The following is a 24,413-nucleotide window of genomic DNA, read 5'->3' as shown; positions in this document are numbered from 1 at the left end:
AGTTCAACATTCGGAAATCGCGGGGTCGAACGCAGGTGAGACATCGAAGAGACATGTTCGGCCTCTATTGTGAGAACCGTGACCCCCAGCGCCAGCACAGACGCCGCCGAATCCGCACAGCCCACCGGAACAATTGCAGCGTTCTTCGACCTGGACAAGACAATTATCGCCAAGTCGAGCACCCTCGCATTCTCCAAACCATTCTTCGATCAAGGGCTGATAAACCGCCGCGCGGTATTGAAGAGCAGCTATGCCCAGTTTCTTTTCCTACTCTCCGGCGCAGACCACGATCAGATGGAGCGAATGCGGGCCCACATCGCGAGCATGTGCGCCGGTTGGGACGTCGAACAAGTCCGATCGATCGTTGCAGAAACGTTGCACGACATAGTCGATCCGCTCGTGTTCGCGGAAGCCGCTGACTTGATCGCCGACCACAAACTTCGCGGCCACGACATCGTTGTCGTATCGGCGTCGGGCGAAGAAATCGTCGGCCCTATCGCCGAAGCCCTCGGCGCGGACATCAGCACCGCGACACGCATGGAGGTGGAGAACGGACGCTACAACGGAACAGTCGAGTTCTACTGCTACGGCGAAGGAAAGGTCGAGGCAATGAACACGCTTGCCACGTCACGAAACTACGACCTGTCGCAGTCGTTCGCCTACTCCGATTCCATGACCGATCTCCCCATGCTGCATGCTGTCGGCCATCCGACAGCGGTCAACCCCGATCGCGCTCTACGTAAAGAAGCGGCTTCTCTCGGCTGGCCGATTTTGACGTTCTCCAACCCCGTGTCGCTGCGGTCACGCCTACAGAAACCTTCTGGAACAGCCGTAGCGGCAAGTGCCGCAGTCGGTTTGAGCGCTCTGGCCGCCGGCGCGATCACCTACGGACTGCTTCGCGGAAAACGCTGACCCCAAACCCTTGATGTGAGCGCCGTCACGGGGTACAAAGGACATACGGAAGAACGGAAGGCCAAGATCGAACCGGAAGAGAAGGTTCGTTTCTCCCGACCAGGATTCCCAGCACGGACATCAGGCACCCACGCGGAGCGCGCCGCTGACAGGGCAGAAGCGCTGTGGGCCTGCGAGTTTCGGTAAGCAGCAGCAAGAACCCTGCACCGGTTGCAGGGATGACCTCCTACTTCACCGAAACTACGCCGAGGCCTCGCGATCACACAGATCGCCACAGCCCACCTTTGCACGCTTGGTAACCGGTTAGTCCGTGCTAACGGGCGGCGAAGTCGACTCACCTCGACGACGCCGCCCTTTTACGTGCCGCCACCCAGCCGGACCGCAGTTACTTATCCGCTACTGCAGCCTCGGCGATCGACGTCGCTTCCATCGCACCCGCTTCGATCGCGCCGCAGCAGTAGATGACCCAGCTGCCGACTCCAGACGCGGTACCGGAAGCGAAGCCGGCGGCGCCATCGCGATACGCCTGTGCGCGACGCATCCAACTTACTTCGGGGACCCCCAGATTGTGCGGATCGAGTCCCGACGACGTCGCCACCAATCGGGATGCGGCACGGGCGACTATTCCGTCGGCCGAACCGAACGGTGTCAACGTCAATATTTCTCCGTGCACGATCGCCGCGATAACGGGAGCGGGTGCCGCAGTTCCGCCGGTGACCAGTTGAGCCAGGAAGTCGAGGCGCTCTCCTATGCCTGCATCGGACCTAGGACGCCCGAGGGAAGCTTCGTCGGCCACCAGATCGGCCGCAGCGAGAAGGTGAAGACGCGCGAGCGCCTGGAGCGGCGCCCGCTTCCAGATGGGCAACATGTTTTGCAGTGCGTCACCGTCCAGGGCAGACGCCACGCGGAGCGACCCCGCGAGAATCGGATCGCCGTCCTCCCCCTCGCGAGGGAAATCCATCGAACCGCCTTCGAGAGCGGACGACGAACGCGCGGCACGGACGGCGGCTTCGGCGGCCGTCGCAGGCCATCCGCGACGATTGGCTTTGTGGCGGTGGACTGCGCCGAGAGCATCACGTGCCCGTTCGGCCGCGTCGACGACGCCGGGAAGTTCGAGCAAGGGTGCGAGGGGGTCCGTCACGGAAAACGACGGTACCCCCTCGAACCGGTCAAGCTCCGAGCGGAATGGACCCACCGGGGATTGCCGAGAGCAAACGCTGGGTGTATTCCTGCTGCGGGTTCTGGAAGACCTCGTCGGTCTTCGCTGCCTCGACGATCTCACCCGACCGCATGACCAGGACATCGTCGGCGATCTGCCGGACGACGGCAAGGTCGTGAGTGATGAACAGGTACGTAAGTCCCAGCTCTGCCTGCAGATCGTTGAGCAGCTCGAGGATCTGAGCCTGAACGAGAACGTCCAATGCGGACACGGCCTCGTCGCAGATGACCATCTCGGGTTGCAACGCCAGTGCACGCGCGATGGCGACACGCTGACGCTGACCTCCGGACAGCTCGTTCGGGAATCGGCGCATCACCGAAGCAGGCAATGACACCTTATCGAGCAGATCGCGGACCCGCGCTTCGCGCTCCTGCTTCGAACCGACCTTGTGGGTGCGAAGCGGTTCTTCGATGGTGCGATAGATCGAATACATCGGGTCCAGTGAGCCATAGGGATTCTGGAAGATCGGCTGCACTCGGCGACGGAACGCGAACGCATCCCTGTTGCTCAATCCGGCGACGTCGCGGCCGTCGAACTGCACGGCACCCTCGGTGGGATCGAGCAAGCCCAGAACCATCTGCGCTACAGTCGATTTGCCTGATCCAGACTCACCGACGATTGCAGTTGTGGTACCACGTGTCACCTTGAAGGAGACATCCTTGACCGCAGTGAACAGCGTCGACTTGAACGGGCCGCCGCCACGCAGTTTGAACTGCTTGGTCAGCTTGTCGACGACGAGTACGGTATCGATGGCCGGCTCGAATGCCGCGTCGACCTCTACCGCGACGACCTCCTCGGCCACCTCCCTGGCCTGGGCGACGATCTCCTTGCGGGCGACCGAGGACGTCAGGCGCTGAGATGCCAGCGAGGGTGCAGCCGATACCAATTTCTTGGTGTACGGATGCTGCGGATTCTGCAGGATCTCCAGCGCCGGACCAGATTCCACAATTCGGCCCTTGCTCATGACCACCAGATGCGATGCCCGCTCAGCGGCGAGACCGAGATCGTGAGTGATGAGCAGGACCGCCGTGCCGAGTTCCTTGGTCAGACCTTCGAGGTGATCGAGAATCTGACGCTGCACCGTCACGTCGAGGGCTGATGTCGGCTCGTCGGCGATGAGCAACTTCGGCCGGGCAGCCAGACCGATCGCGATGAGTGCACGTTGCCGCATACCGCCGGAGAACTCGTGCGGATACTGATTGACGCGCTTCTCCGAGTCTGAGAGACCAGCCTCTTCGAGGAGTTCGATGGCGCGAGTCTTCGCGGCCTTGCCCTTCGCAATTCCGTTGGCCGTCAACGCCTCCTCGATTTGGTACCCGATCTTCCACACCGGATTGAGGTTGGACATCGGGTCCTGCGGAACCAGGCCGATCTGGTTTCCGCGGACGTCGACGAATTCCTTCTCCTTCGCCTTCGCCAGGTCCTTGCCGTCGAACCAGATTTCTCCGGCGGTCACCGTTCCGGTGCCCGGAAGGAGATTGATGATGGCGTGTGCCGTCGTCGACTTGCCGGAACCCGACTCACCGACGATCGCAACGGTTTGGCCCGGGTAGACGGTCAGGCTGACACCTCGAACCGCCGGTACCGGACCGGCGTTCGAGGTGAAAGCCACTTCGAGGTTCTTGATGTCCAGCAGTGGCTGTTCCACCGCGCTCGAATCGATACTCATCGCTTCCTCATTCATGCGGTCGCTCACCGCTTCCGGGCTTTGGGGTCGAGGGCGTCGCGCAAGGCGTCGCCCATCATGATGAAGCCGAGGACGGTGATTGCCAGTGCCGCGGCGGGATAGAACAGAATGGTGGACCCTGAACGGAGGGTCACCTGAGCGGCACTGATGTCACCTCCCCACGAGACCTCGGTGGGCGGAAGGCCAATACCGAGGAACGAGAGAGTCGCCTCGGCGACGATGAACGTGCCGAGGGAGATCGTCGTGACGACGATGATCGGAGCCATCGAGTTCGGCAGGACGTGTCGAATCAATGTGCGCACCCGCGATACACCGAGGGCGCGGGATGCCATCACGTAGTCGTTGTTCTTCGCCGAAAGCACAGCACCTCGCGTGATGCGAGCCATCTGCGGCCAACCGAACAGCGAAAGAACAAGCACCACTGTCCAGATCGTGCGGTCGGTGAACAGCTGCATCAGGACAATTGCCGCAAGGATCAGCGGGACACCGAAGAAGATGTCCGTCAGACGCGACAGAAGCGAATCTGCCCATCCACCATAGAATCCCGCGAAGGCGCCGAAGAGAACGCCGATCACGACGACGAGGAATGTCGTGCCGACACCTGTCAGCACCGATGCCCGTGCACCGAAGATGGTGCGGGCGTATATGTCGCAACCCTGGCGATCGAACCCGAAGATGTGTCCACCACCCGGTCCCTGCATGCTGAAATCCAGGTTGCAGTAGCGCGGGTCGGTGCTCGTGAACAGACTCGGGAACGCCGCAACGACGAGCACCGTGAGAATTATGACCGCCGAGACGATGAAGATCGGACGCGTACGCAGGCTGCGCCAAGCGTCTTTCCAGATACTGGCCGGGGCCTCGTCGATGTTCACAGCGTCGGTCTGGCTGACGTCGATCACCTCGTCGGACTCGACGAAATGCGCTTGCCGGACATCGCGTCCGGACTTCGAAGTGGGCTCAGGCATAGCGAATCCTTGGGTCGAGCGCTGCATAAAGAAGATCGACGACGAGGTTGGCAACGAGGTACACCACGATCAGGACCGTCACGAACGAGACGACGGTCGGGGCCTCGCCTCGAATGACGGCTTGGTAGATCGTGCCCCCGACGCCGTTGATGTTGAAGATTCCCTCGGTGATGATCGCGCCTGCCATGAGGCCCGCGAGGTCGGCACCGAGGAACGTGACGACCGGGATCAAGGAGTTGCGCAGAACGTGCGCGTTGACTACTCGCCTACGTGAAAGGCCCTTTGCCGTAGCAGTTCTGACGAAGTCTGCGCTGAGGTTCTCGGCCACCGAAGTGCGCGTGAGCCTGACGATGTACGCGAAGGACACCGACGCGAGAACGAACGCAGGCAGCAACAGATTCTTGAAACTCGTGTTGCCACCGACCGTCGGGGGGACGATGCCCCACTTGATGCCGACAAAGTACTGGGCGAGGAAGCCGATGACGAAGATCGGAATCGCGATGAGCACGAGGCTTACGACGAGGACCGAGCTGTCGAAAAGCTTTCCCTTACGCAGACCCGCGATCAGACCGAATCCGATCCCGAATACCGCTTCGATGACCAGCGCCATCGATGCCAGCTTGATCGTGATCGGAAACGCCTGTGCGAGAACTTCGCTGACTGGTCTGCCGGAGAATGACATACCGAAGTCGAGAGTGAAGATGCCCTTCAGATACAGCAGATACTGCACGATGAACGGCTGGTCGAGGTTGTAGCGGGCACGAAGCTGATCGGCGACGGCCGGGCTGATGGCTTTGTCTCCGGCGAGCGCGGCGATGGGATCGCCCGGCAGCAGGAAGACCATGGCGTAGATCAAGAATGTAGCCCCGATGAATACGGGGATCATCTGAAGTATTCGGCGTCCGATGTACCAGAGCACCGGATCACCTCCTTAGGAGGAAGGTGGACATCACCGCCGCGTTCAACTATCGAGCGCAGTCGGACGTCAAGAAGTGTGGGGGCAAGCAAACGAGCAGGACGGTAGGTGAAAGACCCACCGCCCTGCTCGGTCTCATGAAGGTGTGAAGAAGGGGATCAGTTCTTCTCGATCTCGTTGTAGATCGGGATTCCGTCCCAGCCGATCTTCACGTTGGTCACGTTCTCGGACCATCCGCTGGCTGCATTGCGGTACCAGTTCGGCACTGCGGGCAGATCGTTCAGCAGGATTTCCTGGGCCTGGTTGACCAGGTCCTGCGCTTTGCCCTTGTCCGTTTCGCCTGCAGACTCGCGAAGCAGACGGTCGAACTCGGGGTTCGAGTAGTCGCCGTCGTTGGAGCTGCCACCGGTCTGGTAGTTCTGTGCGAGGAAACCGTACTGCTGCGGGTAGTCGCCCTGCCAGCCCGAGCGGAACGCGGTCTGGATGGTGCGATTGGTCGCCTCGGTACGGAGCTGCGCGAACGTCGGGTATGGAGCGCCCTGTGCCTCGATGCCGAGGGTGTTGCGGATGCTGTTGGTGACAGCGTCGACCCATTCCTGGTGTCCACCATCGGAGTTGTACGCGATGGCGAAGCTGCCGGTCCACGGCGCGATGGCGTCGGCCTTGGCCCACAGTGCCTTTGCCGCGTCGGGATCGTATTCGACGTTGGTGACGTCGCTCAGGTCACCGGACCAGCCTTCGATGGCGGGACTGGTGTAATCCTTTGCAGGCGTCCGGGTCTTGTTGAAGATCTGCTCGGTGATCTGGTCACGGTTGATCGACTTCGAAATTGCCTGACGACGCAGCACGCCTTCCTCTCCACCGAAGTGGGCGAGGCGGGACGGGATGGTGAACGTCTCGATGCTGGCCGACGGCTGGTTGACCGTGCGTCCGGGCAGATCGGTCTCGAACGTGGTCACAGCCGAGGGCGGGACGTTGTCGAGAACGTCGACGTTGTTCGACAGCAGGTCCGTGTACGCAGTGTCCAGGTTGCTGTAGAGGATGAAGCTGACGCCGCCGTTGGCCGGTTTGCGGTTTCCGTCGTAGTCCGGGTTGGTGATCAGATCGATGCGGACGTTGTGCTGCCACGCGCCGTCCGACGCGAACTTGTACGGACCGTTACCGATCGGGTTCTCGCCGAACGCTGCCATGTCGGTGTAGGCGACCTCGGGCAGCGGGTAGTAAGCGGCAAAGCCGAGACGATCAGGGAACGCTGCCTCTGGTTGCTTGAGCGCGATGGTGAACGTCTTGTCGTCGACGACCTTCAGTCCGGACATCGTCTGGACGGAAGGGTTCTCGGCGGCAACCTCGTCGTATCCCTGGATCGGATCGAAGAACGAGCCCTGCAGCTGTGCATTGGTCGACAGTGCGCCGTAGTTCCACGCGTCGACGAACGACTTCGCTGTGACAGGCGTGCCGTTGGTGAAGGTCCAACCGTCCTTCAGCGTGATGGTGTAATTTTGACCGTCGGTCGAGTCGATGGACTCGGCAACCTCGTTCTCGACGCCACCCTCCGGGGTGTACGAAACGAGACCCGCGAAGACCGAGTCAACGACCCGTCCACCGGTGTTCTCGCTGGTGTTGGTCGGAACAAGCGGATTCTGGGGCTCGCCGCTCCATGCGTTGACGATTGCGGAGCCGTCTCCGGATCCGCCTCCGCTGCTGTCGGAGCCGCTGCTGCACGCAGCAATCAGGGACAAGCCGAGGACTGACGCTACTGCGACAGTCGCTATGCGTTTGACACGCAAAATAACCCTCCATCTCAGGTGCGGGCACGGCTGTGGCCGTGTCCGATCCCTTCAGGCGCGACGCCCGAGGGATTCATGGGCGACCGCAAGCCTCGGCGTAGTTTGCCGTGGCAACGATCTCAATAACGAGGACTTTAGACACATCCCGATACGAACATGTGAACTCCCCCATGTTTCTGTCGACCATCGCGTCGTACGAAACACGTTCGAAACTTTTCGGCAAGTCATTTCCCGAGGGATGGGAGGCCCTCCGGCAGGACCGGTCCAACCGGAGAGCCCTCGGTACCGCCCACCGCGTCAAACCAACCGATCACCGCAGATCAGAGGGTTGCACCGCGATGCAACGATGCGATCGCACTCACATGTGACTACCCTCACAAGGGCTGCAAGAGGGCCGATACGTGTGGCCCGTGGTGGCATTGAAAGGCCCCACATTCACGGATGAGAGAGAGCTATTCGAGATGACGACCAGTACCTCTGGAGCCCCCGACAGTGTGGCGGACTCCTACCCACCCTCAGCGGAGTTCGCCGCGCAGGCGAACGCCACGGCTGACCTCTACGCCGAAGCCGAGAAGGATCCTCTGGCGTTCTGGGCCGAGCAAGCACGCCGCCTGCACTGGCACACCCCGTTCACCGAGGTACTGGACTGGTCCGACGCTCCCGTCGCCAAATGGTTCGCCGACGGAGAACTCAACGTCGCCTACAACTGCGTCGACCGCCACGTCCTCGACGGACACGGCGACCAGGTAGCCATCCACTGGGAGGGTGAGCCAGGCGACAGCCGCGACGTCACCTACTCCGACCTGCTAGCCGAGGTCAGCCAAGCCGCGAACACCCTCACCGAACTGGGCCTCGTCTCCGGCGACCGCGTCGCGATCTACATGCCGATGATCCCCGAAGCCATCGTCTCCATCCTCGCGTGCGCACGCCTGGGCCTGACCCACTCCGTCGTCTTCGCCGGCTTCTCCGCCACCGCGCTGCGCTCACGCATCGACGACGCCGAAGCCAAACTCGTCATCACCACCGACGGCCAGTGGCGACGTGGCAAGCCCGCCCCGATCAAGGACACCGTCGACCAGGCTGTCGACGGCGCGGAGTCCATCCAGAACGTCCTTGTGGTCAAGCGCACCGATTCCGAAGTCTCCTGGACCGAAGGCCGCGACCTCTGGTGGCACGAGAGCGTCGCGAACGCATCCAAGGAACACGAGGCCCAGCCGTTCCCGGCCGAGCACCCCCTCTTCATCCTTTACACCTCCGGCACCACCGGTAAGCCCAAGGGCATCATCCACACCTCCGGCGGCTACCTGACGCAAACCTCGTACACCCACCACAACGTCTTCGACCACAAGCCAGGCAAGGACGTCTACTGGTGCACCGCCGACATCGGTTGGGTCACAGGACATTCCTACATCGTCTACGGACCGCTCTCCAACCGCGCCACGCAGGTCGTCTACGAGGGCACCCCCAATTCCCCCGACGAGCACCGCCATTGGAACGTCATCGAGAAGTACAAGGTGTCGATCTACTACACCTCCCCCACTCTGGTTCGTACGTTCATGAAGTGGGGCAAGGAAATTCCCGAGGCCCACGACCTCACCAGCATTCGTCTTCTCGGATCCGTCGGCGAACCCATCAACCCCGAGGCGTGGCGTTGGTTCCGCGACGTCGTCGGCGGTGGCACCGCACCGATCGTCGACACCTGGTGGCAGACCGAGACCGGTGCGATCATGATCTCCCCGCTCCCCGGCGTCACCTCCACCAAACCAGGTTCGGCAATGACACCGCTTCCCGGGATTTCAGCGAAGATCGTCGACGACGACGCCAAGCCACTCGGCAACGGCGGCAACGGTTATCTCGTCCTCGACCAGCCGTGGCCTGCGATGCTCCGCGGCATCTGGGGCGACATGGAACGCTACAAGGACACCTACTGGTCCCGTTACGCCGAAGAGGGCTGGTACTTCGCAGGCGATGGCGCCAAGTACGACGACGACGGTGCCCTGTGGGTACTCGGACGCGTCGACGACGTCATGAATGTCTCCGGTCACCGCATCTCCACCTCAGAGGTGGAATCGGCACTCGTGAGCCACCACGGCGTCGCCGAAGCCGCTGTCGTCGGTGCTGCCGACGAGACCACCGGGCAGGGCATCGTCGCATTCGTCATCCTGCGTGCCGGGGTGGAGAACACCGGCGACGATCTCATCAAAGAGCTCAAAGCTCAAGTCTCCAACGAGATTTCACCGATCGCACGCCCGCGTGAGATCTCGATCGTCCCCGAACTCCCCAAGACCCGATCCGGCAAGATCATGCGACGCCTGCTCCGCGACGTCGCCGAAGGCCGCGACCTGGGCGACACCTCAACCCTCGTCGACCCGAAGGTCTTCGAGTCGATCAAGAAGGGCCGCTAGCGGCCAGAGAAATACCCCCGAGTTGCGTGCAACTCGGGGGTATTTCTATCTCGATGGCGCTCAGAGGTTTTCGAGCTGCTCGTCCCGCGTCTCTTTCATGACGATCAACGCGATCAGCGTCAGCGCTGCCGCGATTGCCAGGTACACACCGACCCAGCCGACGCCGTAGCTACTCACGAGCCAGGTCGCGATGAATGGGGCAACGGCGGCGCCGAGAATCGACGCCGTGTTGTACGAGATCCCCGATCCGGTGTAGCGCACGTTCGTCGCGAAGAGCTCGGGCAGAACGGCACTCATCGGGCCGAACGTCAGACCCATCAGGCCGAGACCGATGCACATGAACACCAGCATGCGCCCCGCTGTTGCACTCTCGGGAGCTGCGAGCCAGTTGAACGAGAGCCCGAAGACGACGATGGCCGTCGTGATGACGATGAGCGTGGGACGCCGTCCGTACTTGTCGGCAAGGAGTCCGGCGACCGGAATCAGGGCGGCGAAGAACAGCACGGCGATCAGCTGAAGTTCGAGGAAGTCGGTATACGCGATGGTGATCTTCGGGCCATTTACGTCGGAGACCTTGCCGGTTCCGTAGCTGACCACCCACGTAGTCATGATGTAGAAGAGTGTGTACGTGGCGAGCATGACGAACGTTCCGATGATCAGCTGACGCCAGCTTGTCTTGAAGACCTCGGCGAGCGGTGTCTTGACCTTCTGGCCACGCTCGACTGCGAGCTTGAACACGGGTGTCTCTTCCAGCTTCAGGCGCACATACAGGCCGATGATCACCATGACCGCGCTGAGCAAGAACGGAACACGCCAGCCCCACGTGAGGAACGCGTGGTCGGTGCCCGAGTTCGCGGAATCGTAGCCGGTGATCTGAACGATGAGCAAGAAGATGCCGTTGGCGAAGAAGAAGCCGATCGGCGCACCCAGCTGCGGGTACATGGCGGCCCAGGCGCGCTTGCCGGGCTTCGCGGTTTCCGTGGCCAGCAGTGCTGCCCCGCTCCACTCGCCGCCGAGGCCGACGCCCTGGGTGAAGCGCATTATCGCCAGCAGCGCGGGCGCCCACAGGCCCGCCGCCGCGTACGTCGGCAGCAAGCCGATGGCGAACGTCGCGATACCCATCGTCAACAACGAACCGACGAGTGTCGCCTTTCGGCCGATGCGATCGCCGAAGTGACCGAACAGGATCGAGCCGATGGGCCGTGCGACGAATGCGAGACCGAACGTGGCGAACGAGGCAAGCAGCGCAGTCGTGTCGTTGCCTGCGGGGAAGAACAGCTTGGGGAAGACGAGTACGGCGGCGGTCGCGTAGATGTAGAAGTCGAAGAACTCGATCGACGTTCCGACCATGGAGGCAACGACGATACGAGACCGTGGTACCTCCGGGGCCGCCACACGTGTGCCGTCGCCCGGGACGGCGGAGGTAGTACTCACGGTTGTGCTCCTGCGGTTGCACTCAAAGAAAAAGGGTATGTACGAGGAGGAAAATTACCTGACGAGAGCCTGAGAATTTCAGCGGATGCCCAAATAGAGCATCCAATCGTCAGGCGCACAGCACCGCCGGTTGGTTCGGCACTAGTGTTACTGCGAAGAACCGGACGAGAACTACCAGCACCAGCAAGTGGAGGGGTCGAGAAGTTGAGCGAGACCAATCGCGGCAATGGCACATACCCGGACGGGGTACCGAACACCATCTCGTCCATCCCGCTCTCGGACGTGGACTATCGCGCGCCGGGCACCGGAAGCATTGGACATCTCGTCAAGGACGCGACGACCCAGGTATCGACTCTGGTCCGCGCCGAAGTCGAACTCGCCAAGGCCGAGGTAACCGGTGAGATCAAGAAGGGCCTGCAGGGCAGCCTCTTCTTCATTCTCGCGCTCGCGGTCGTCATCTTCAGCGCCTTCTTCTTCTTCTTCTTCCTCGCTGAAACTCTGGATATCTGGTTACCGCGCTGGGCCGCGTTCCTGATCGTCTTCGTATTCATGCTGGTGGTCGCAGCGATCCTGGGGTTGCTCGGTTACCTGCGAGTGAAGAAACTGCGCAAGCCGGAGAAGACAATCGATTCGCTCAAGCAGGCGTCGAGCGTCCTCCCGAACCAGCACGAGTCGACGCCCAGCATTACCGGCTACAAGCAGTAGAACGCATTTCCGGTCGGCATGATCTCGCCAGATCCATCCACAGTCCGGTTCGCCGGGCCCTGGACACACCGTGACATCCACGCGAACGGCATTCGGTTCCACGTAGTCGAATCTTCGGACGCACCTGCCGATGCTCCGCTCGTCGTTCTGCTCCACGGTTTCGCAGACTTCTGGTGGTCGTGGCGGCACCAACTCACAGCGTTGACGGAAGCCGGTCATCGAGCTGTTGCCGTCGACCTCCGCGGTTACGGCGACACCGACAAACCGCCTCGCGGCTACGACGGGTGGACCCTCGCCGGTGACGTGGTTGGGCTCATCCGCGCTCTCGGGTACGGCCAAGCGACGTTGATCGGTCACGCAGACGGCGGCTTGGTGTGCTGGGCCACGGCAGCTCTTCATCCGAGAATGGTGCGATCGATCGGATTGATCGGGTCTCCGCACCCGAAGGCGCTGCGGCAGGCTGTACTGAGGAACAAGGCACAGCGGCGCGCTCTTCTACCGTCCTTTCTGCGGTATCAGGTCCCGCTCGTGCCCGAGCGTGCCCTGACGAAGAACGCAGGCGATGCCGTCGAGCAGCTACTTCGACTACGCACGAGTCCTGCCTGGCACGGCACCGAGGAATTCGCCGATGCTGCGCGCCAAATGCGATCCGCCATTCGCATCGCGGGCGCGGCTCACAGCGCCCTGGAATACCAGCGCTGGGCCTTCCGCAGCCAGTTCCGCGGGGAGGGCAGGCGTTTCATGAGGGCGATGTCCAAGGAACTCACCATTCCGGTGCTGCAGATCCGCGGTGAACTCGACCCGTACGTGCTGGCACGGACTGTCGACGCGGACACCTCGTGGGCACCGGAGCGGCGACTGCACACCGTCCACGGCGTCGGCCACTACGCACATCAGGAAGCGCCCGACGAAGTGACGGAGCAGTTGCTCGCCCTCTGTCGTCCGTGAGTGGTTATACGTCCCCTGGGACGTATAACCACGCACATGCGGCGGAGCCGCTCACACTATGCAGGCTCCCGTACCGACGGCCACGGGACTGTTGTAACTCTGGGTCAGCTCTTCGGAAATCTCGGATGCCGTAAGCACGAAACCTGTGTCGGGATCGTCGACGGCTGCACCGAACACCAGTCCGAGGACTTGGCCGTCCTCGGCGACGAGCGGTCCGCCGGAGTTACCCTGACGAACGGTGCCGCGGACGGTGTAGACCTGCCGCTCGACGGTGCCCGTTCGGTAGATGTCTGGTCCGCTGAGGTTCAGCGTCTCACGCACGCGGGCCGGGCTCGCTGTGTACGGCCCGCCGCCTGGATAGCCGAGGACGATCGCGCTCTCCCCCGATACTGCCGCCTGCTGCGCGAAGTTGAGCACCGGTGCCTGCAGACCAGGAACGCGAAGTACGGCGACGTCTTCCTCTGGATCGAACAGCACAACCTCGGCGTCGAGCACAGTGCCGAGGGAATCGACGGTCACGCCTTCGGTTCCCGCGACGACGTGAGCGTTGGTCATCACCGTTTCTGGACCGACAACGAAACCGGATCCTTCGAGTGCTTTCTGGCAACTCGGCGCGACGCCGCTGATCTTGAGGACACTCTCGTGCAGCTGGTCGACGACGGGGCTTGCCTGCAATGCTGGATCGGGTGCTTCGACATTTGCGACGGGAGTGCGACCGAACGGCCCGATGACGTCGGGAAGCCCTGACGTGTCGAGCAGTGCAGAGAATTCTTTCGGGACCTCGCGAAGCCATTGCGGCGCAACGTCGTCAACCTTGGTCAGCACCTGAGAACCGCGGACTGCGCTGGCAACTTCAGGTTGCGAGGACGATGTCAACGGAATTGCGAGCAACCACGCGGCGGCAAGGACCGCGACGGCCTGCAGGCAGGCTCCGACGACACTGTCGACGGATCTGGCTCCGCGCGAGTGCATTCCACTGCGCAGTGCGCGGCCGAGCACCATCCCCGAGACTTCCCCGATGATCACCAACACCACGATGAGGGCAATCCCGACGAACACACGCAGTCGTGAACCGTCGACGTGCGGCAACACGTGCGGAGCGATCAGGATGCCTGCAACCGCACCGAGAATTACGCCGAGAAATGCCATCGCCGACGCCACCGCGCCCTGACGCCATCCGGATGTGGCCGCCAGCAACGCAACTGCAACGACGCCGATGTCGACCCACGCAGAACCCGTCACCGGTCGAAGCCCCCAGACAACACATCTACTGCGGCCAAGCTCGCCTCCAGATCGCGAATGTCGTCGGTGTCCCACTCGGTTTCCCATCCGGAAACGGCGAGCAGGCCTGCAAGAATACCGCCGGTGAAGCCCCACACCAGCATTCCGTCGACGGCAAACGCCGGTCCCTGATAGCCGGCAGGGTGCCTGACCTGGAATCGGTTGTCCGGATTCAACAGTGTCTCGATTGGGACACGTACCACTCGCTCCGCCTCGGCCGTGTCGACAACACCGACGACGCTCGGCGTGCGCCAGTATGCGAGGACGGGCACGACGTCGAAGCGAGAGGGCGGAACGTAGATCCCGGGCATCGCGGCGAGCGGCTGTACACCTACGGGGTCCAGTCCTGTTTCCTCTTGCGCTTCGCGCAGAGCTGTCGCGATCGGCGAGTCGTCACCGGGATCGGTGGCGCCACCAGGAAACGCAACCTGGCCGCTGTGCTGACGCAATGTCGCGGCCCGCTGAGTCAGCAGAACGTCGGCGTCCGCGGGAAGGCCTCCGCGAGCGGATGGGTTCGCCTCTTCGGCTCCTCCGAACAAGACGAGAACCGACGCGGACCTCGTCTGCTCTCCGGCCGCGGCGGCGCGCTGCAGTACAGGATTGATGCCGCTGGTGTCCTCTAGGCCGCGCCCGGAGCCTGCTGCCTCGACGACGCGGCTCAGCCACTGCGGAGTGCTCATGCGGTGATCCCGAGGTTGGCGGCGACGGCATCGTCGATTTCCTCGACACTGCGAAATGGTTGCGGAAGCACCTTGGCGACATTGCCATCCGCATCGATCAATATCGACACCGGTAGGACGCTCGGCGCGCCGACGGCCGCTGCTATGGCGCCGGTTCCGTCCTGCACGCCCGGCAACGTGACCCCGTAATCGGCCAGTTTCGCCAGCCCGTTCGCTTCGTTGCGGTCCTGGTGGACGGTGAGCACCGTCAGACGTCCTTCCATTTGCCTGGCGTAGTCCTGCAGATGGGGCAGTTCCTCGGCGCACGGTCCGCACCAGTAGGCCCACAGGTTGATCAGCGTGGGACGACCGATGAGCGCGGCCCCGAGATCGACGCTGCTTCCGTCGCCGATGCACTCGAGCACGATACCTGCCAACGGTCCGGTCGATCCGCCCTCGGCGGTCGGCGTCGGGCATGGGGCGAGTCGAGCACGCTCGCGTAGCGGGGCGAGGGCTTCCGCGGTATCGCCCGCCCGACGATCCTCGACAATGGCGGTTCCTTGCCGCGGACCGGTGGCCTCAGTTTGTGGATCGTCACCTCGTGGCCAGATTGCGTAGATGAGCGCGGCGACAACCAGTAGAGCAGCCAACGACCAGCGCGCCGCAGAAGAATTCACGATTCGATTCCGGCCTGAGCCGATCGTTCCGCAGGCTCCACTCCGGCCTGACCCGGTCGTTCCGCAGGCTCCACTCCGGCGAGCGCAAGAAGGTGTTCGGTTTCAGGTCCCTTCACCAAAGCCGCTGCCGCACCCTTGTCGGTCGGCCCGAGTCCGTACGACGGGCAAGACTTCGCGAGTATGCAGACTCCGCAGGCCGGTTTGCGCGCGTGGCACACGCGTCTGCCGTGGAAGATGACGCGATGCGAGAGCAAGGTCCATTCCTTGCGTTCGATGAGCGCTCCGACCGCGTGCTCGACTTTGACCGGGTCTTCTTCGTCTGTCCACTGCCAGCGCCTGACGAGCCTGCCGAAGTGAGTGTCGACGGTGATGCCGGGGACGTCGAACGCGTTGCCGAGGACGACGTTGGCGGTCTTGCGGCCGATGCCGGGAAGTGTCACCAGGTCTTTCAGGTTTGCGGGCACTTCACCGTCGAACTTCTCCAGTAGTGCCGTGCCGAGACCGATCAACGAGTTCGTCTTGTTTCGGTAGAAGCCGGTAGTGCGAATGTATTCCTCGAGTTCGGTCCTGTCCGCTTCGGCGTAGTCCTTCGCAGTGCGATATCTCACGAAGAGAGCGGGCGTCACCATGTTCACCCGTTTGTCGGTGCACTGAGCCGACAGGATGGTCGCGACGGCAAGCTCGAGAGGATTTGTGAAGTCGAGTTCGCAGTAGACGTGCGGAAATGCCGTCGCGAGCTCGCGGTTCATCCGCCTCGCTCGTCGAACGAGCCCCAAATTTGTCTCTTCGCGTTTGCGCACGTCGAGCGCGGGAGAGGCTGTCGATTTCACTCCACAACTGTACGGACAAGAATCGGCAACGAATCAGCCCTGTGTTCTTATCGAGACCTTCCCGGTGTTTACTGCTCGGTATGCAAGGACTCGCCGTAGTGCTCTTCCCTGTGCTCCTGATGCTGTTCGCGCTCGCCATGGAGCGCGTGGAGTTCCGCCTGAGCAAGTTCGGGGTCCGCGAACAAGAGGTGCAGGAATTCCTCGATCAGGCCAGCACGTCCGAGGTCGCGACACTCGCCAACGAAGGTTTTCCCCATGCTCTCGCCCGATTCAACAGCCGCAGGCGCCGCGTTCCGGCCGAGTCGGCGTTGACGGACCAACGCGCAAGCTGACACTGACGCCAGATTTGTCCTATTTACGTCAATTTTCGATGAACACAGACTTACGTGCGAAACCTTCACGACATCCCGGTGGCGTCGATCACTCGGTTTCCATCTCGGCGAAGTAGACTTCACCGAGATAATTGTCATGTTTTATTACTGGTGTGAATCGGGTGGGCCTTGCGGCTCGAACGTTCGCACCGCGAGAAACGCCTTTCGCCGACGCAGGAGACTGCGGCGACGACATCCCAAAAGGAGCGCAAGTGGACGACGTCCTGGCACGGGCCGGCATCTTCCAAGGAGTCGAGCCCTCTGCGGTAGCAGCGCTGACGAAGCAGTTGCAGCCGGTGGACTTCCCTCGAGGCCATGTGGTCTTCAACGAGGGAGAGCCAGGTGATCGGCTCTACATCATCGTCTCCGGCAAGATCAAGCTCGGTCGACGGTCGCCCGACGGCCGCGAAAACCTGCTGACCATCATGGGTCCGTCGGACATGTTCGGTGAGCTGTCGATCTTCGACCCCGGCCCCCGCACATCCACCGCGACGACGGTCACCGAGGTTCGCGCCGTCAGCATGGACCGCGACGCACTGAAGGCTTGGATCGATCAGCGCCCCGAGATCGCCGAGCAGTTGCTGCGTGTGTTGGCTCGCCGCTTGCGCCGCACCAACAACAACCTCGCCGACCTCATCTTCACGGATGTTCCCGGCCGTGTCGCAAAGGCTCTGCTGCAGCTCGCTCAGCGTTTCGGCACTCAGGAAGCCGGCTCGCTCCGCGTCACGCACGACCTCACGCAGGAAGAGATCGCACAGCTCGTCGGTGCATCGCGCGAAACCGTCAACAAGGCACTGGCCGACTTCGCACACCGCGGATGGCTGCGCCTCGAAGGCAAGAGCGTCCTGATCTCGGACTCCGAGCGTCTGGCGCGTCGCGCGCGCTAGTTTTCCCGCAGGTAGGTCAGCTGCGCTTTGACGGACATGCGCGCAGCTGGCCACAGCTTTTTGTCCACGTCCGAGTAGACGTGCCTGACAACCTGCATGGGTTTTGCGCCTTGGCCGAGCTCGTCCAGAGCGGCCCTTACCTGGGCCAGACGTGTCTGGCGGTGCCTTCGGTAGAAGCGCGCCACCTCAGCGGTGTCGGCCACTTCGGGGCCGTGCCCCGGTAGCGTGATTTTTCCTTCCCCAACGGCTTCGAGCCGGTCGAGCGAAGACATGTAGTCGGCGAGCGTTCCGTCCTTGGGGTCGAGCACCGTGGTTCCGCGGCCCAGAATCGTGTCTCCGGTCAACACGGCGTCGTCCAGCACGAAGCTCAGCGAATCGGCAGTGTGTCCCGGCGTCGCGAGCACGGCGATCGACAGTCCAGCTACCTCGACCACGTCACCGTCGGCCAGCGGAGTGCTGCCGTGCACGTACTTGCCCGACAGTGCACGCACCGGCGCCCCGGACTTCCTGTGGATCCGCTTCAACCCACCCGTGTGGTCCTTGTGCCGATGCGTCACGAGCACGAGAACCACATTGCCCACCGCGGCCACCGCATCGAGGTGTTGGGAATCCCTGGGACCGGGATCGACGACGACGATGTCCTCGCTCCCCGGCGCCCGAAGAATCCACGTGTTGGTGCCGTCGAGGGTCATCTTGCCCGGGTTATCGGCGAGCAGAACCGAAGCGGTGGGTGTGACCTGACGAAGCTGACCGTGAGCCGGGTGCGCGAGAGTCATAGTCGTACCTTAGGAGCATGAGAATCGGACTGATAGGTGCGGGCCCATGGGCAAGTGCCACGCACGCACCCTCGCTGGCCGCACACCCGGGCGTGGAGTTCGCCGGCGTGTGGGCGCGCCGCCCCGAAGCCGCAGTAGGCCTGGGCGCGCCCGTGTTCGAGACTGTCGATGCCTTGCTCGCCGAGGTCGACGCCGTCGCGTTCGCCGTCCCGCCCGAGGTGCAGGCAGGACTTGCGATCACCGCGGCGGAGGCCGGCAAGCATGTCCTGCTGGACAAGCCGATCGCATCGACGCTCGACGACGCCACCCGACTCGCAGATGCGGTCGGGCATGCGGGAGTGCAATCAATGGTTGCGCTGACGCGCAGGTTCGCGCCCGAGACACGGGCATTCCTCGACGAGGCACACGGAAAGAAGTGGAGCGCAGGCGTCGGGACGTGGTTGTCCGGGGCCATCTTGGGCGGCGCCTACTCGTATTCACCGTGGCGCCACCGTGACGGCGCTCTGTTCGATGTGGGGCCGCACGTGTTCGACCTGCTCGACGCGACACTCGGCTCGATCGCCGACGTCATTTTCTGTCGCCGCGACGACGCCGCGGACGCGTGGACGGTCATGTTGGAGCACGAGGGCGGGGCAATCAGCACCTCGCAGATGTCGCTGGCAACCCCGGTGCAACCGTCTTTGTTCAGGATCGAGTTGAGCGGGAGCGACGGGGTCGTGTCATTGGACGATCGATCCACACCGGCAACCGAATGCTTCCGTGTGCTGCTCGACGAGTTCCTCGAATCGGTGGAGTCCGGGATCGACCATGCCTGCTCGGTCCAGAGGGGCCTTGACCTGCAGGAGGTGCTCAGCGCATGTGAGCGAAAATGCGTCCCCTGAGACGTATTTCCGCACACATGCGCGTAGCGCCTAAACCTCGACGATCAGCTCGACCTCGACGGGCGCGCCGAGCGGCAATTCCGAAACGCCGACAGCGGAACGAGCGTGCCTACCTGCATCGCCGAAGATCTCACCGATGACGTTCGACGCCCCGTTGATCACCCCGGGTTGACCGGTGAAGCCAGGCGCCGAAGCCACGAACCCGACGACCTTGACGACACGCTTGATCGAATCGACGCCGACGAGCGAGTTGATCGCGGCGAGGGCGTTGAGCGCGCAGATCCTGGCGGCGTCTGCCGCATCCTCGGCAGTCACCTCGGCGCCGACCTTTCCGGTGGCCGTGAGCTCACCGGACACGAGAGGCAGCTGGCCCGAGGTGTAGACGAGTGATCCCGTCTGTACAGCCGGGATATAAGCCGCCAACGGCGGAACGACAGGGGGCAGCTCGATGCCGAGTTCGGCAAGCCGCTCACTCCATGCAGCCACTTACGATCAGGCTTTCGGACGCTTGAAGTACGCAACCAGCGTGTCTCCGCCGTTGGGGCCGGCCATGATCGTGACCAGTTCCCAGCCCTCGGAGCCGTAGTTGTCGAGGATCTGCTTGGTCGCGTGAATCAGGACCGGTGCGGTGAAGTATTCCCAGATGACTTTTTCGCTCATGGGCGCAAAGCCTAGTCGGCTGTCCCTTTGCAGTGCGTCCGCCTCGAGGTTCACCCGGTAAGCGAGCGGTCCACATCGTTGCGCACCCAGTGTCCTCGAATTGTGCGCAAGCACGATCGCATTCACCTAGGGACGGCTGATACTGCCGAAGGAACGATCGTTCGTCCGTGCTTCGAGCTCATCGCGACGAGATGGCACGAGCAGCACGGTGATGCGGGGACATCGCCATCTGTGAGAGAGTCGAATCCGTGAGCCGCCTGGACGTTATCGACGCGGCATTCCACTACGCGTCGAATCAAGTGTCGCGTGATCAGTATGTGCTCCTCGCTTTCGACTGCGACGGCAGAGTCGAGCCCACATTCGATGAGATCTCGGATTTCATTGTCGAACGTGCCGAATGCATCCCAGAACTCGGCAAGCGTCTGCTGGAAATTCCCGGAAACTTGGACTTCCCCCGATGGATCGCCGACGACGCATCCAAACATTCGAAAATCGTCGAGATCTTTGCTCACACCTGGGAGGACCTTCTGCGAACCCTCGACCACACGGTGCAGGAACCGGTGGATACCACGAGGGCTGCGTGGCGGGTGCATGTCGCCCACGACGTGCACGGAGTCCCCCATGCAAGAGGCAAGGCGATCGTCGTCGTATTTCAGGTCAGCCATGCGTTGGTAGACGGCCGCGGCGCGTCGCGCCTCGCGCGCCTTCTGTTCTCACCGGTGCCCGTCGCGCTCGAAGAAGCACCGGACCGACTGTTCGATCCTCGTGTGCGCCTGCCGGTCGCGGTCGGTGCTGCGCTCGCGCTCCCCTTCCGGCTCCTACGCGCGAGATTGTCCGCGGGGAAGGCGCGTCGCGCCTGTGCCCGAGCACAAGGATTCACCCGGCTCGACCTGGATATTTCGCGAGCCGGGATCACAGGCAACGCCGATCCGACGCCGGCCCGAGCAGTCCACGTTATCCCCTGTGCGCCAAAGCTGTTCGACATAACCCCGTTGTCGGTCACGTCGGCAGCACTCGCAGCAGTAGGCCTGGCAACCGCACGGTATCTCGACAGCGTGAGCGAACCTACCCCTACAACTCTCAATGCTCTTGTGCCAATGGCACTTCCGGACACTGCACGGTGGTCTGCCGTGAACCGCGTGGTCAACGGAACCGTCGATCTGCATCCTGAAGTCGAGGGCCTGCCCCAACGCGCAGCCGACATTCGCGCCTCACTCGCTGACTCTCGCAGGAAAGTCTGCGAACCGCTCCTGATCCGATGGATCAGTGCCGAAAACCTCATCCCCGCACCGATCTTTCTCGCGGTGAGTAAGCGCAGAACTCGAAAGGCCTGCACCGACCACACCGTGCCGAAGGCCGTTCAGTCCAACGTGACCGTCATCAGTGTCGATCGTGGCACCTCGGATGTGGAGTTGTGCGGCGCTGGGGCTCTGTTCTCCGGCGGGTTCCCCATGCTCGCTCCACGACGCTCGCTATCGCACGGCTTCTATGGTCTCGGCCACACCGTCACCGTGTGTGTCACTGCATGCCCTGACACGTTTCCCGACCACGCGCGCTATGCCGAGATCCTGCAGCAAGCAGTAGTAGACGTCGTGGAAGCCACGGCCGAACGCTCGTGAGACACCTACTCGTGGCAAGGCCGAGGAGGTGAGCCGCCTGGACAGATCCCAGACCATGAACGGGTACGCGCCGACAGCGACGACAGCCGTCCAAGATGTGACCGATGCGACCTCCGACGCATCGCCGAAGCGGTTCTTCCGAGCCTGTGCGCGATTCGTCTATAAGGTCGTGATGTGGGTACTTCGAGTTTTGACGGCTGGCCGGACAAGGCCGACGCGGCGCGACTGCACTTCGTCTCGGGCAAGGGTGGGACCGGAAAGTCGACGGTCTCCGCTGCGCTGGCGCTTGCACTGGCCGCCGACGGCCGGCGAGTTCTATTGGTGGAAGTCGAGGGGCGGCAGGGCATAGCCCAACTCTTCGATGTGCCACCACTGCCGCCGGTGGAGACGAGAGTCGCGACGGCGGACGGCGGCGGCGAAGTGTTTGCCCTTGCCATCGATATCGAGACGGCCTTCCTCGAGTACCTCGACATGTTCTACAACCTCGGGTTCGCGGGCCGCGCGATGCGCAAGATCGGCGCCATCGAGTTCGCGACAACCATCGCGCCCGGACTGCGGGATGTGCTGCTGACCGGCAAGGTCAAGGAGTGCGTCGTCCGCACCGACAAAGCAGGCAAGCGGGCATACGACGAGGTGGTTGTCGACTCCCCTCCGACCGGGCGTATCGGCAACTTCCTCGACGTCACCAAGGCAATGGCGGATCTCGCCAAGGGCGGACCTGTCCGGTCGCAGAGCGAGGGCGTCGTGCGGTTGTTGCATTCGGCAGACACCGTCGTGCATCTCGTGACTTTGTTGGAAGCGCTGCCAGTGCAGGAGACCGCAGACGCAGTTCGCGAGCTCGAAGCGGCCGACCTCAGGCTGGGAACCGTCATCGTCAATCGCACCGAACCGACGTACCTGCCCGCCGATGCACTGCAGGACGCCGCACACGGCACAGTGGATGTCGACGCATTGCGCAGCGGCCTGGAGAAGAGCGGTATTGCATTGTCGGACAATGACTTCGCCGGCCTGCTGACGGAGACCATCGAGCATGCCTCGACCCTTGCCGCGCAGGTGGACAGCGGTGCACAGCTGGACGAACTCGACACCGCACGGATGCATTTGCCGATGCTCGCCGACGGCGTCGACCTGGGCGGCCTTTACGAACTCGCCGCCGAACTCAGAGAACAGGGTGTGAAATGACGCGACCGGTGGCAGCGACTGTCCTCGACATTCAGAAGATCCTGTCCGACGAGTCCTCGCGCATCGTTGTCGTGTGCGGTGCCGGAGGCGTCGGCAAGACGACCACCGCTGCGTCGATGGCGCTGCGGGCCGCCGAGCAGGGCCGCAAGGTCGTAGTGCTCACCATCGACCCGGCCAGGCGCCTCGCGCAGGCTCTCGGCGTCGACGAACTCGACAACTCGCCTCAACCGGTGAAGCTTCCGGCCGGTGCGACAGGTGAACTGCACGCGATGATGCTCAACATGCGCCGGACGTTCGACGAGATGGTGATCGAACATTCCACGCCGGAGAAAGCCCAGCAGGTCCTCGCCAACCCGTTCTATCAAACCGTCGCGTCGTCGTTCTCCGGTACTCAGGAATACATGGCGATGGAAAAACTGGGTCAGCTGGCCGCGGATTCGACGTGGGATCTGATCGTCGTCGACACCCCGCCCTCACGCAACGCTCTGGACTTTCTCGATGCTCCGCAGCGGCTCGGGTCATTTCTCGACGGTCGGTTCATCAGGTTGCTGATGGCACCCGGCCGCGGCCTGACGCGAATGGTAACGAGCGCAATGGGGTTGGCTCTTCGCGGCGTCTCGACAGTCATCGGCAGCCAGATGCTCACGGATGCATCCGCTTTCGTGCAATCGCTGGATTCGATGTTCGGCGGCTTCCGTGAGCGTGCGACGCGTACGTATCAGCTTCTCCGGGAGAGCGGCACCAGTTTCATCGTGGTCGCCGCTGCCGAACCCGACGCACTGCGCGAAGCTGCGTTCTTCGTCGACCGACTCAGCAGTGAAGGCATGCCGCTCGCAGGCCTGATTTTGAACCGGACCCACCCCACGCTGTCCACGCTCCCCGCCGACCACGCTGTGACGGCAGCAGATCAGCTGAGTGAATCCGACGACGACGGCGCAGTGCTCACCGCTGCCGTCCTACGGATTCACGCGGCCAGGGCTGTCACCGCGGCGCGCGAGCTTCGGCTTTTACGGCGCTTCACCGCAGCGCATCCCCGGGTTCCGATCGTGGGTGTCCCGTCACTGCCGTTCGAGGTGTCGGACCTGCACGCATTGGGCGCGGTGGCGGACCAGCTGACCCGGTCCGCCTGACCCCACCCGAACAGGCCGCGTCAGATAGCGGTTTGCTGCTGGCGCTGCGACTCGAAGAACTCGGACCAGGAGTCGACCTCCGGGTGCTGCTTCAGCAGCGCACGCCGTTGCCGCTCCGTCATACCGCCCCACACCCCGAACTCGACGCGATTGTCGAGCGCATCTGCACCGCACTGCATGAGCACAGGGCAGTGCCTACAGATGGTTGCCGCCTTGCGCTGTGCTGCCCCCCGGACGAAAAGTTGGTCGGGGTCACTGCCTTTACACCTGGCCTGTGCCACCCACGCAATGCGTGCTTCTGCTTCTTCCACATCTAGCCGCGTCGGCGCTGCTGTCATGTGCATTGCGGATACCCCTTTGCAGTTCGAACGTCCTTGCTGAACGTTCCAGACGCTCTTCGACCCTGTGTTCCACTGCTCGAAGCACACGGACTTGGGAGCTGCCCCACATTCATATACAAGTGTTATGTGAATCACACCGTG

General features: G+C 62.8%; 24 protein-coding genes. 10 read left to right on the top strand and 14 right to left on the bottom strand.

Translation table 11 applies throughout. The features are described from left to right. Positions 1–78: 78 nt before the first annotated feature. Positions 79–912, top strand: coding sequence for an HAD-IB family hydrolase (locus QMK17_RS19180; protein ID WP_283510881.1), 834 nt, complete (start codon positions 79–81; stop codon positions 910–912). 385 nt (positions 913–1,297) lie between these two features. On the opposite strand, the gene QMK17_RS19175 is transcribed toward QMK17_RS19180, so the two are convergent. The 5 genes from QMK17_RS19175 to QMK17_RS19155 all read right to left on the bottom strand — a co-directional run bounded on the left by QMK17_RS19175 (position 1,298) and on the right by QMK17_RS19155 (position 7,486). Then, complete coding sequence (locus QMK17_RS19175) at positions 1,298–2,053, bottom strand: oxidoreductase (protein WP_283510880.1); 756 nt, start codon at positions 2,051–2,053, stop codon at positions 1,298–1,300. A 28-nt stretch (positions 2,054–2,081) separates the two neighbouring features. Further along, the gene (locus QMK17_RS19170) at positions 2,082–3,800 is read right to left on the bottom strand and encodes an ABC transporter ATP-binding protein (RefSeq protein ID WP_283510879.1); all 1,719 of its coding nucleotides are present in this window, start codon (positions 3,798–3,800) and stop codon (positions 2,082–2,084) included. A 23-nt stretch (positions 3,801–3,823) separates the two neighbouring features. Next, positions 3,824–4,783 (bottom strand): ABC transporter permease, encoded by a 960-nt coding sequence (locus tag QMK17_RS19165; RefSeq protein WP_283510878.1) that lies wholly within the window; start codon positions 4,781–4,783, stop codon positions 3,824–3,826. Then, the gene (locus QMK17_RS19160; protein WP_283510877.1) at positions 4,776–5,702 is read right to left on the bottom strand and encodes an ABC transporter permease; all 927 of its coding nucleotides are present in this window, start codon (positions 5,700–5,702) and stop codon (positions 4,776–4,778) included. Before QMK17_RS19160 ends, QMK17_RS19165 begins: the two co-directional genes overlap by 8 nt. Positions 5,703–5,857: 155 nt before the next feature. Then, positions 5,858–7,486 (bottom strand): peptide ABC transporter substrate-binding protein, encoded by a 1,629-nt coding sequence (locus QMK17_RS19155; RefSeq protein ID WP_283510876.1) that lies wholly within the window; start codon positions 7,484–7,486, stop codon positions 5,858–5,860. A gap of 461 nt (positions 7,487–7,947) precedes the next feature. Here QMK17_RS19155 and acs point away from each other — a divergent pair, with 461 nt between their 5' ends. Beyond that, on the top strand, positions 7,948–9,891 hold the full coding sequence (gene acs, locus QMK17_RS19150) for an acetate--CoA ligase (protein WP_283510875.1): 1,944 nt from the start codon (positions 7,948–7,950) through the stop codon (positions 9,889–9,891). 60 nt (positions 9,892–9,951) lie between these two features. Here acs and QMK17_RS19145 read toward each other — a convergent pair whose 3' ends face one another. After that, positions 9,952–11,325, bottom strand: a complete 1,374-nt coding sequence (locus tag QMK17_RS19145) for an MFS transporter (protein ID WP_283510874.1) — start codon at positions 11,323–11,325, stop codon at positions 9,952–9,954. A 204-nt stretch (positions 11,326–11,529) separates the two neighbouring features. Here QMK17_RS19145 and QMK17_RS19140 point away from each other — a divergent pair, with 204 nt between their 5' ends. Beyond that, the gene (locus tag QMK17_RS19140; RefSeq protein WP_283510873.1) at positions 11,530–12,030 is read left to right on the top strand and encodes a phage holin family protein; all 501 of its coding nucleotides are present in this window, start codon (positions 11,530–11,532) and stop codon (positions 12,028–12,030) included. An 18-nt stretch (positions 12,031–12,048) separates the two neighbouring features. Further along, complete coding sequence (locus QMK17_RS19135) at positions 12,049–12,978, top strand: alpha/beta fold hydrolase (RefSeq protein WP_283510872.1); 930 nt, start codon at positions 12,049–12,051, stop codon at positions 12,976–12,978. A gap of 51 nt (positions 12,979–13,029) precedes the next feature. Here QMK17_RS19135 and marP read toward each other — a convergent pair whose 3' ends face one another. The 4 genes from marP to nth are packed head-to-tail and all read right to left on the bottom strand — an operon-like array spanning position 13,030 to position 16,344. Beyond that, positions 13,030–14,220 (bottom strand): acid resistance serine protease MarP, encoded by a 1,191-nt coding sequence (gene marP / locus QMK17_RS19130; protein ID WP_283510871.1) that lies wholly within the window; start codon positions 14,218–14,220, stop codon positions 13,030–13,032. After that, positions 14,217–14,939 carry an NUDIX hydrolase gene (locus QMK17_RS19125; RefSeq protein ID WP_283510870.1) on the bottom strand — a complete coding sequence of 241 codons (723 nt, stop codon included), beginning with the start codon at positions 14,937–14,939 and terminating at the stop codon, positions 14,217–14,219. Before QMK17_RS19125 ends, marP begins: the two co-directional genes overlap by 4 nt. After that, positions 14,936–15,595 (bottom strand): TlpA family protein disulfide reductase, encoded by a 660-nt coding sequence (locus QMK17_RS19120; protein WP_442972797.1) that lies wholly within the window; start codon positions 15,593–15,595, stop codon positions 14,936–14,938. The genes QMK17_RS19125 and QMK17_RS19120 overlap by 4 nt, the downstream gene beginning before the upstream one ends. Then, a complete protein-coding gene (gene nth, locus QMK17_RS19115) occupies positions 15,592–16,344 on the bottom strand; it encodes an endonuclease III (RefSeq protein ID WP_283510894.1) in 753 nt (250 codons plus the stop codon). The genes QMK17_RS19120 and nth overlap by 4 nt, the downstream gene beginning before the upstream one ends. A gap of 161 nt (positions 16,345–16,505) precedes the next feature. On the opposite strand from nth, the gene QMK17_RS19110 reads away from it, so the two are divergent. Together QMK17_RS19110 and QMK17_RS19105 are read left to right on the top strand one after the other, a co-directional pair. Next, positions 16,506–16,757 (top strand): hypothetical protein, encoded by a 252-nt coding sequence (locus QMK17_RS19110; RefSeq protein WP_283510869.1) that lies wholly within the window; start codon positions 16,506–16,508, stop codon positions 16,755–16,757. A gap of 251 nt (positions 16,758–17,008) precedes the next feature. After that, positions 17,009–17,683, top strand: coding sequence for a Crp/Fnr family transcriptional regulator (locus QMK17_RS19105; RefSeq protein ID WP_019662947.1), 675 nt, complete (start codon positions 17,009–17,011; stop codon positions 17,681–17,683). Here the strand turns inward: QMK17_RS19105 and QMK17_RS19100 are convergent. Then, complete coding sequence (locus QMK17_RS19100) at positions 17,680–18,459, bottom strand: MBL fold metallo-hydrolase (protein ID WP_283510868.1); 780 nt, start codon at positions 18,457–18,459, stop codon at positions 17,680–17,682. The two genes, QMK17_RS19105 and QMK17_RS19100, sit on opposite strands and share 4 nt — an antisense overlap. 17 nt (positions 18,460–18,476) lie before the next feature. Between QMK17_RS19100 and QMK17_RS19095 the strand changes: the two genes are divergently transcribed. Beyond that, positions 18,477–19,340, top strand: a complete 864-nt coding sequence (locus tag QMK17_RS19095; RefSeq protein ID WP_283510867.1) for a Gfo/Idh/MocA family protein — start codon at positions 18,477–18,479, stop codon at positions 19,338–19,340. A 30-nt stretch (positions 19,341–19,370) separates the two neighbouring features. Here the strand turns inward: QMK17_RS19095 and QMK17_RS19090 are convergent, their stop codons facing one another. Next, on the bottom strand, positions 19,371–19,826 hold the full coding sequence (locus QMK17_RS19090) for a RidA family protein (protein ID WP_283510866.1): 456 nt from the start codon (positions 19,824–19,826) through the stop codon (positions 19,371–19,373). A 6-nt stretch (positions 19,827–19,832) separates the two neighbouring features. Next, complete coding sequence (locus QMK17_RS19085; RefSeq protein ID WP_283510865.1) at positions 19,833–20,000, bottom strand: DUF4177 domain-containing protein; 168 nt, start codon at positions 19,998–20,000, stop codon at positions 19,833–19,835. A gap of 248 nt (positions 20,001–20,248) precedes the next feature. Here QMK17_RS19085 and QMK17_RS19080 point away from each other — a divergent pair, with 248 nt between their 5' ends. The 3 genes from QMK17_RS19080 to QMK17_RS19070 all read left to right on the top strand — a co-directional run bounded on the left by QMK17_RS19080 (position 20,249) and on the right by QMK17_RS19070 (position 23,931). Then, positions 20,249–21,619, top strand: coding sequence for a wax ester/triacylglycerol synthase domain-containing protein (locus QMK17_RS19080; protein ID WP_283510864.1), 1,371 nt, complete (start codon positions 20,249–20,251; stop codon positions 21,617–21,619). Between the two features lie 174 nt (positions 21,620–21,793). Beyond that, the gene (locus QMK17_RS19075) at positions 21,794–22,801 is read left to right on the top strand and encodes an ArsA family ATPase (RefSeq protein WP_283510863.1); all 1,008 of its coding nucleotides are present in this window, start codon (positions 21,794–21,796) and stop codon (positions 22,799–22,801) included. Further along, positions 22,798–23,931 (top strand): ArsA family ATPase, encoded by a 1,134-nt coding sequence (locus tag QMK17_RS19070; protein WP_283510862.1) that lies wholly within the window; start codon positions 22,798–22,800, stop codon positions 23,929–23,931. The genes QMK17_RS19075 and QMK17_RS19070 overlap by 4 nt, the downstream gene beginning before the upstream one ends. A gap of 20 nt (positions 23,932–23,951) precedes the next feature. Here QMK17_RS19070 and QMK17_RS19065 read toward each other — a convergent pair whose 3' ends face one another. Continuing rightward, positions 23,952–24,275, bottom strand: coding sequence for a WhiB family transcriptional regulator (locus tag QMK17_RS19065; RefSeq protein ID WP_283510861.1), 324 nt, complete (start codon positions 24,273–24,275; stop codon positions 23,952–23,954). Positions 24,276–24,413 lie beyond the last annotated feature (138 nt).

This window comes from Rhodococcus sp. G-MC3, assembly GCF_030063335.1.
Classification (GTDB): domain Bacteria; phylum Actinomycetota; class Actinomycetes; order Mycobacteriales; family Mycobacteriaceae; genus Rhodococcoides.
This window is presented reverse-complemented; position numbering and strand designations above follow the sequence as displayed.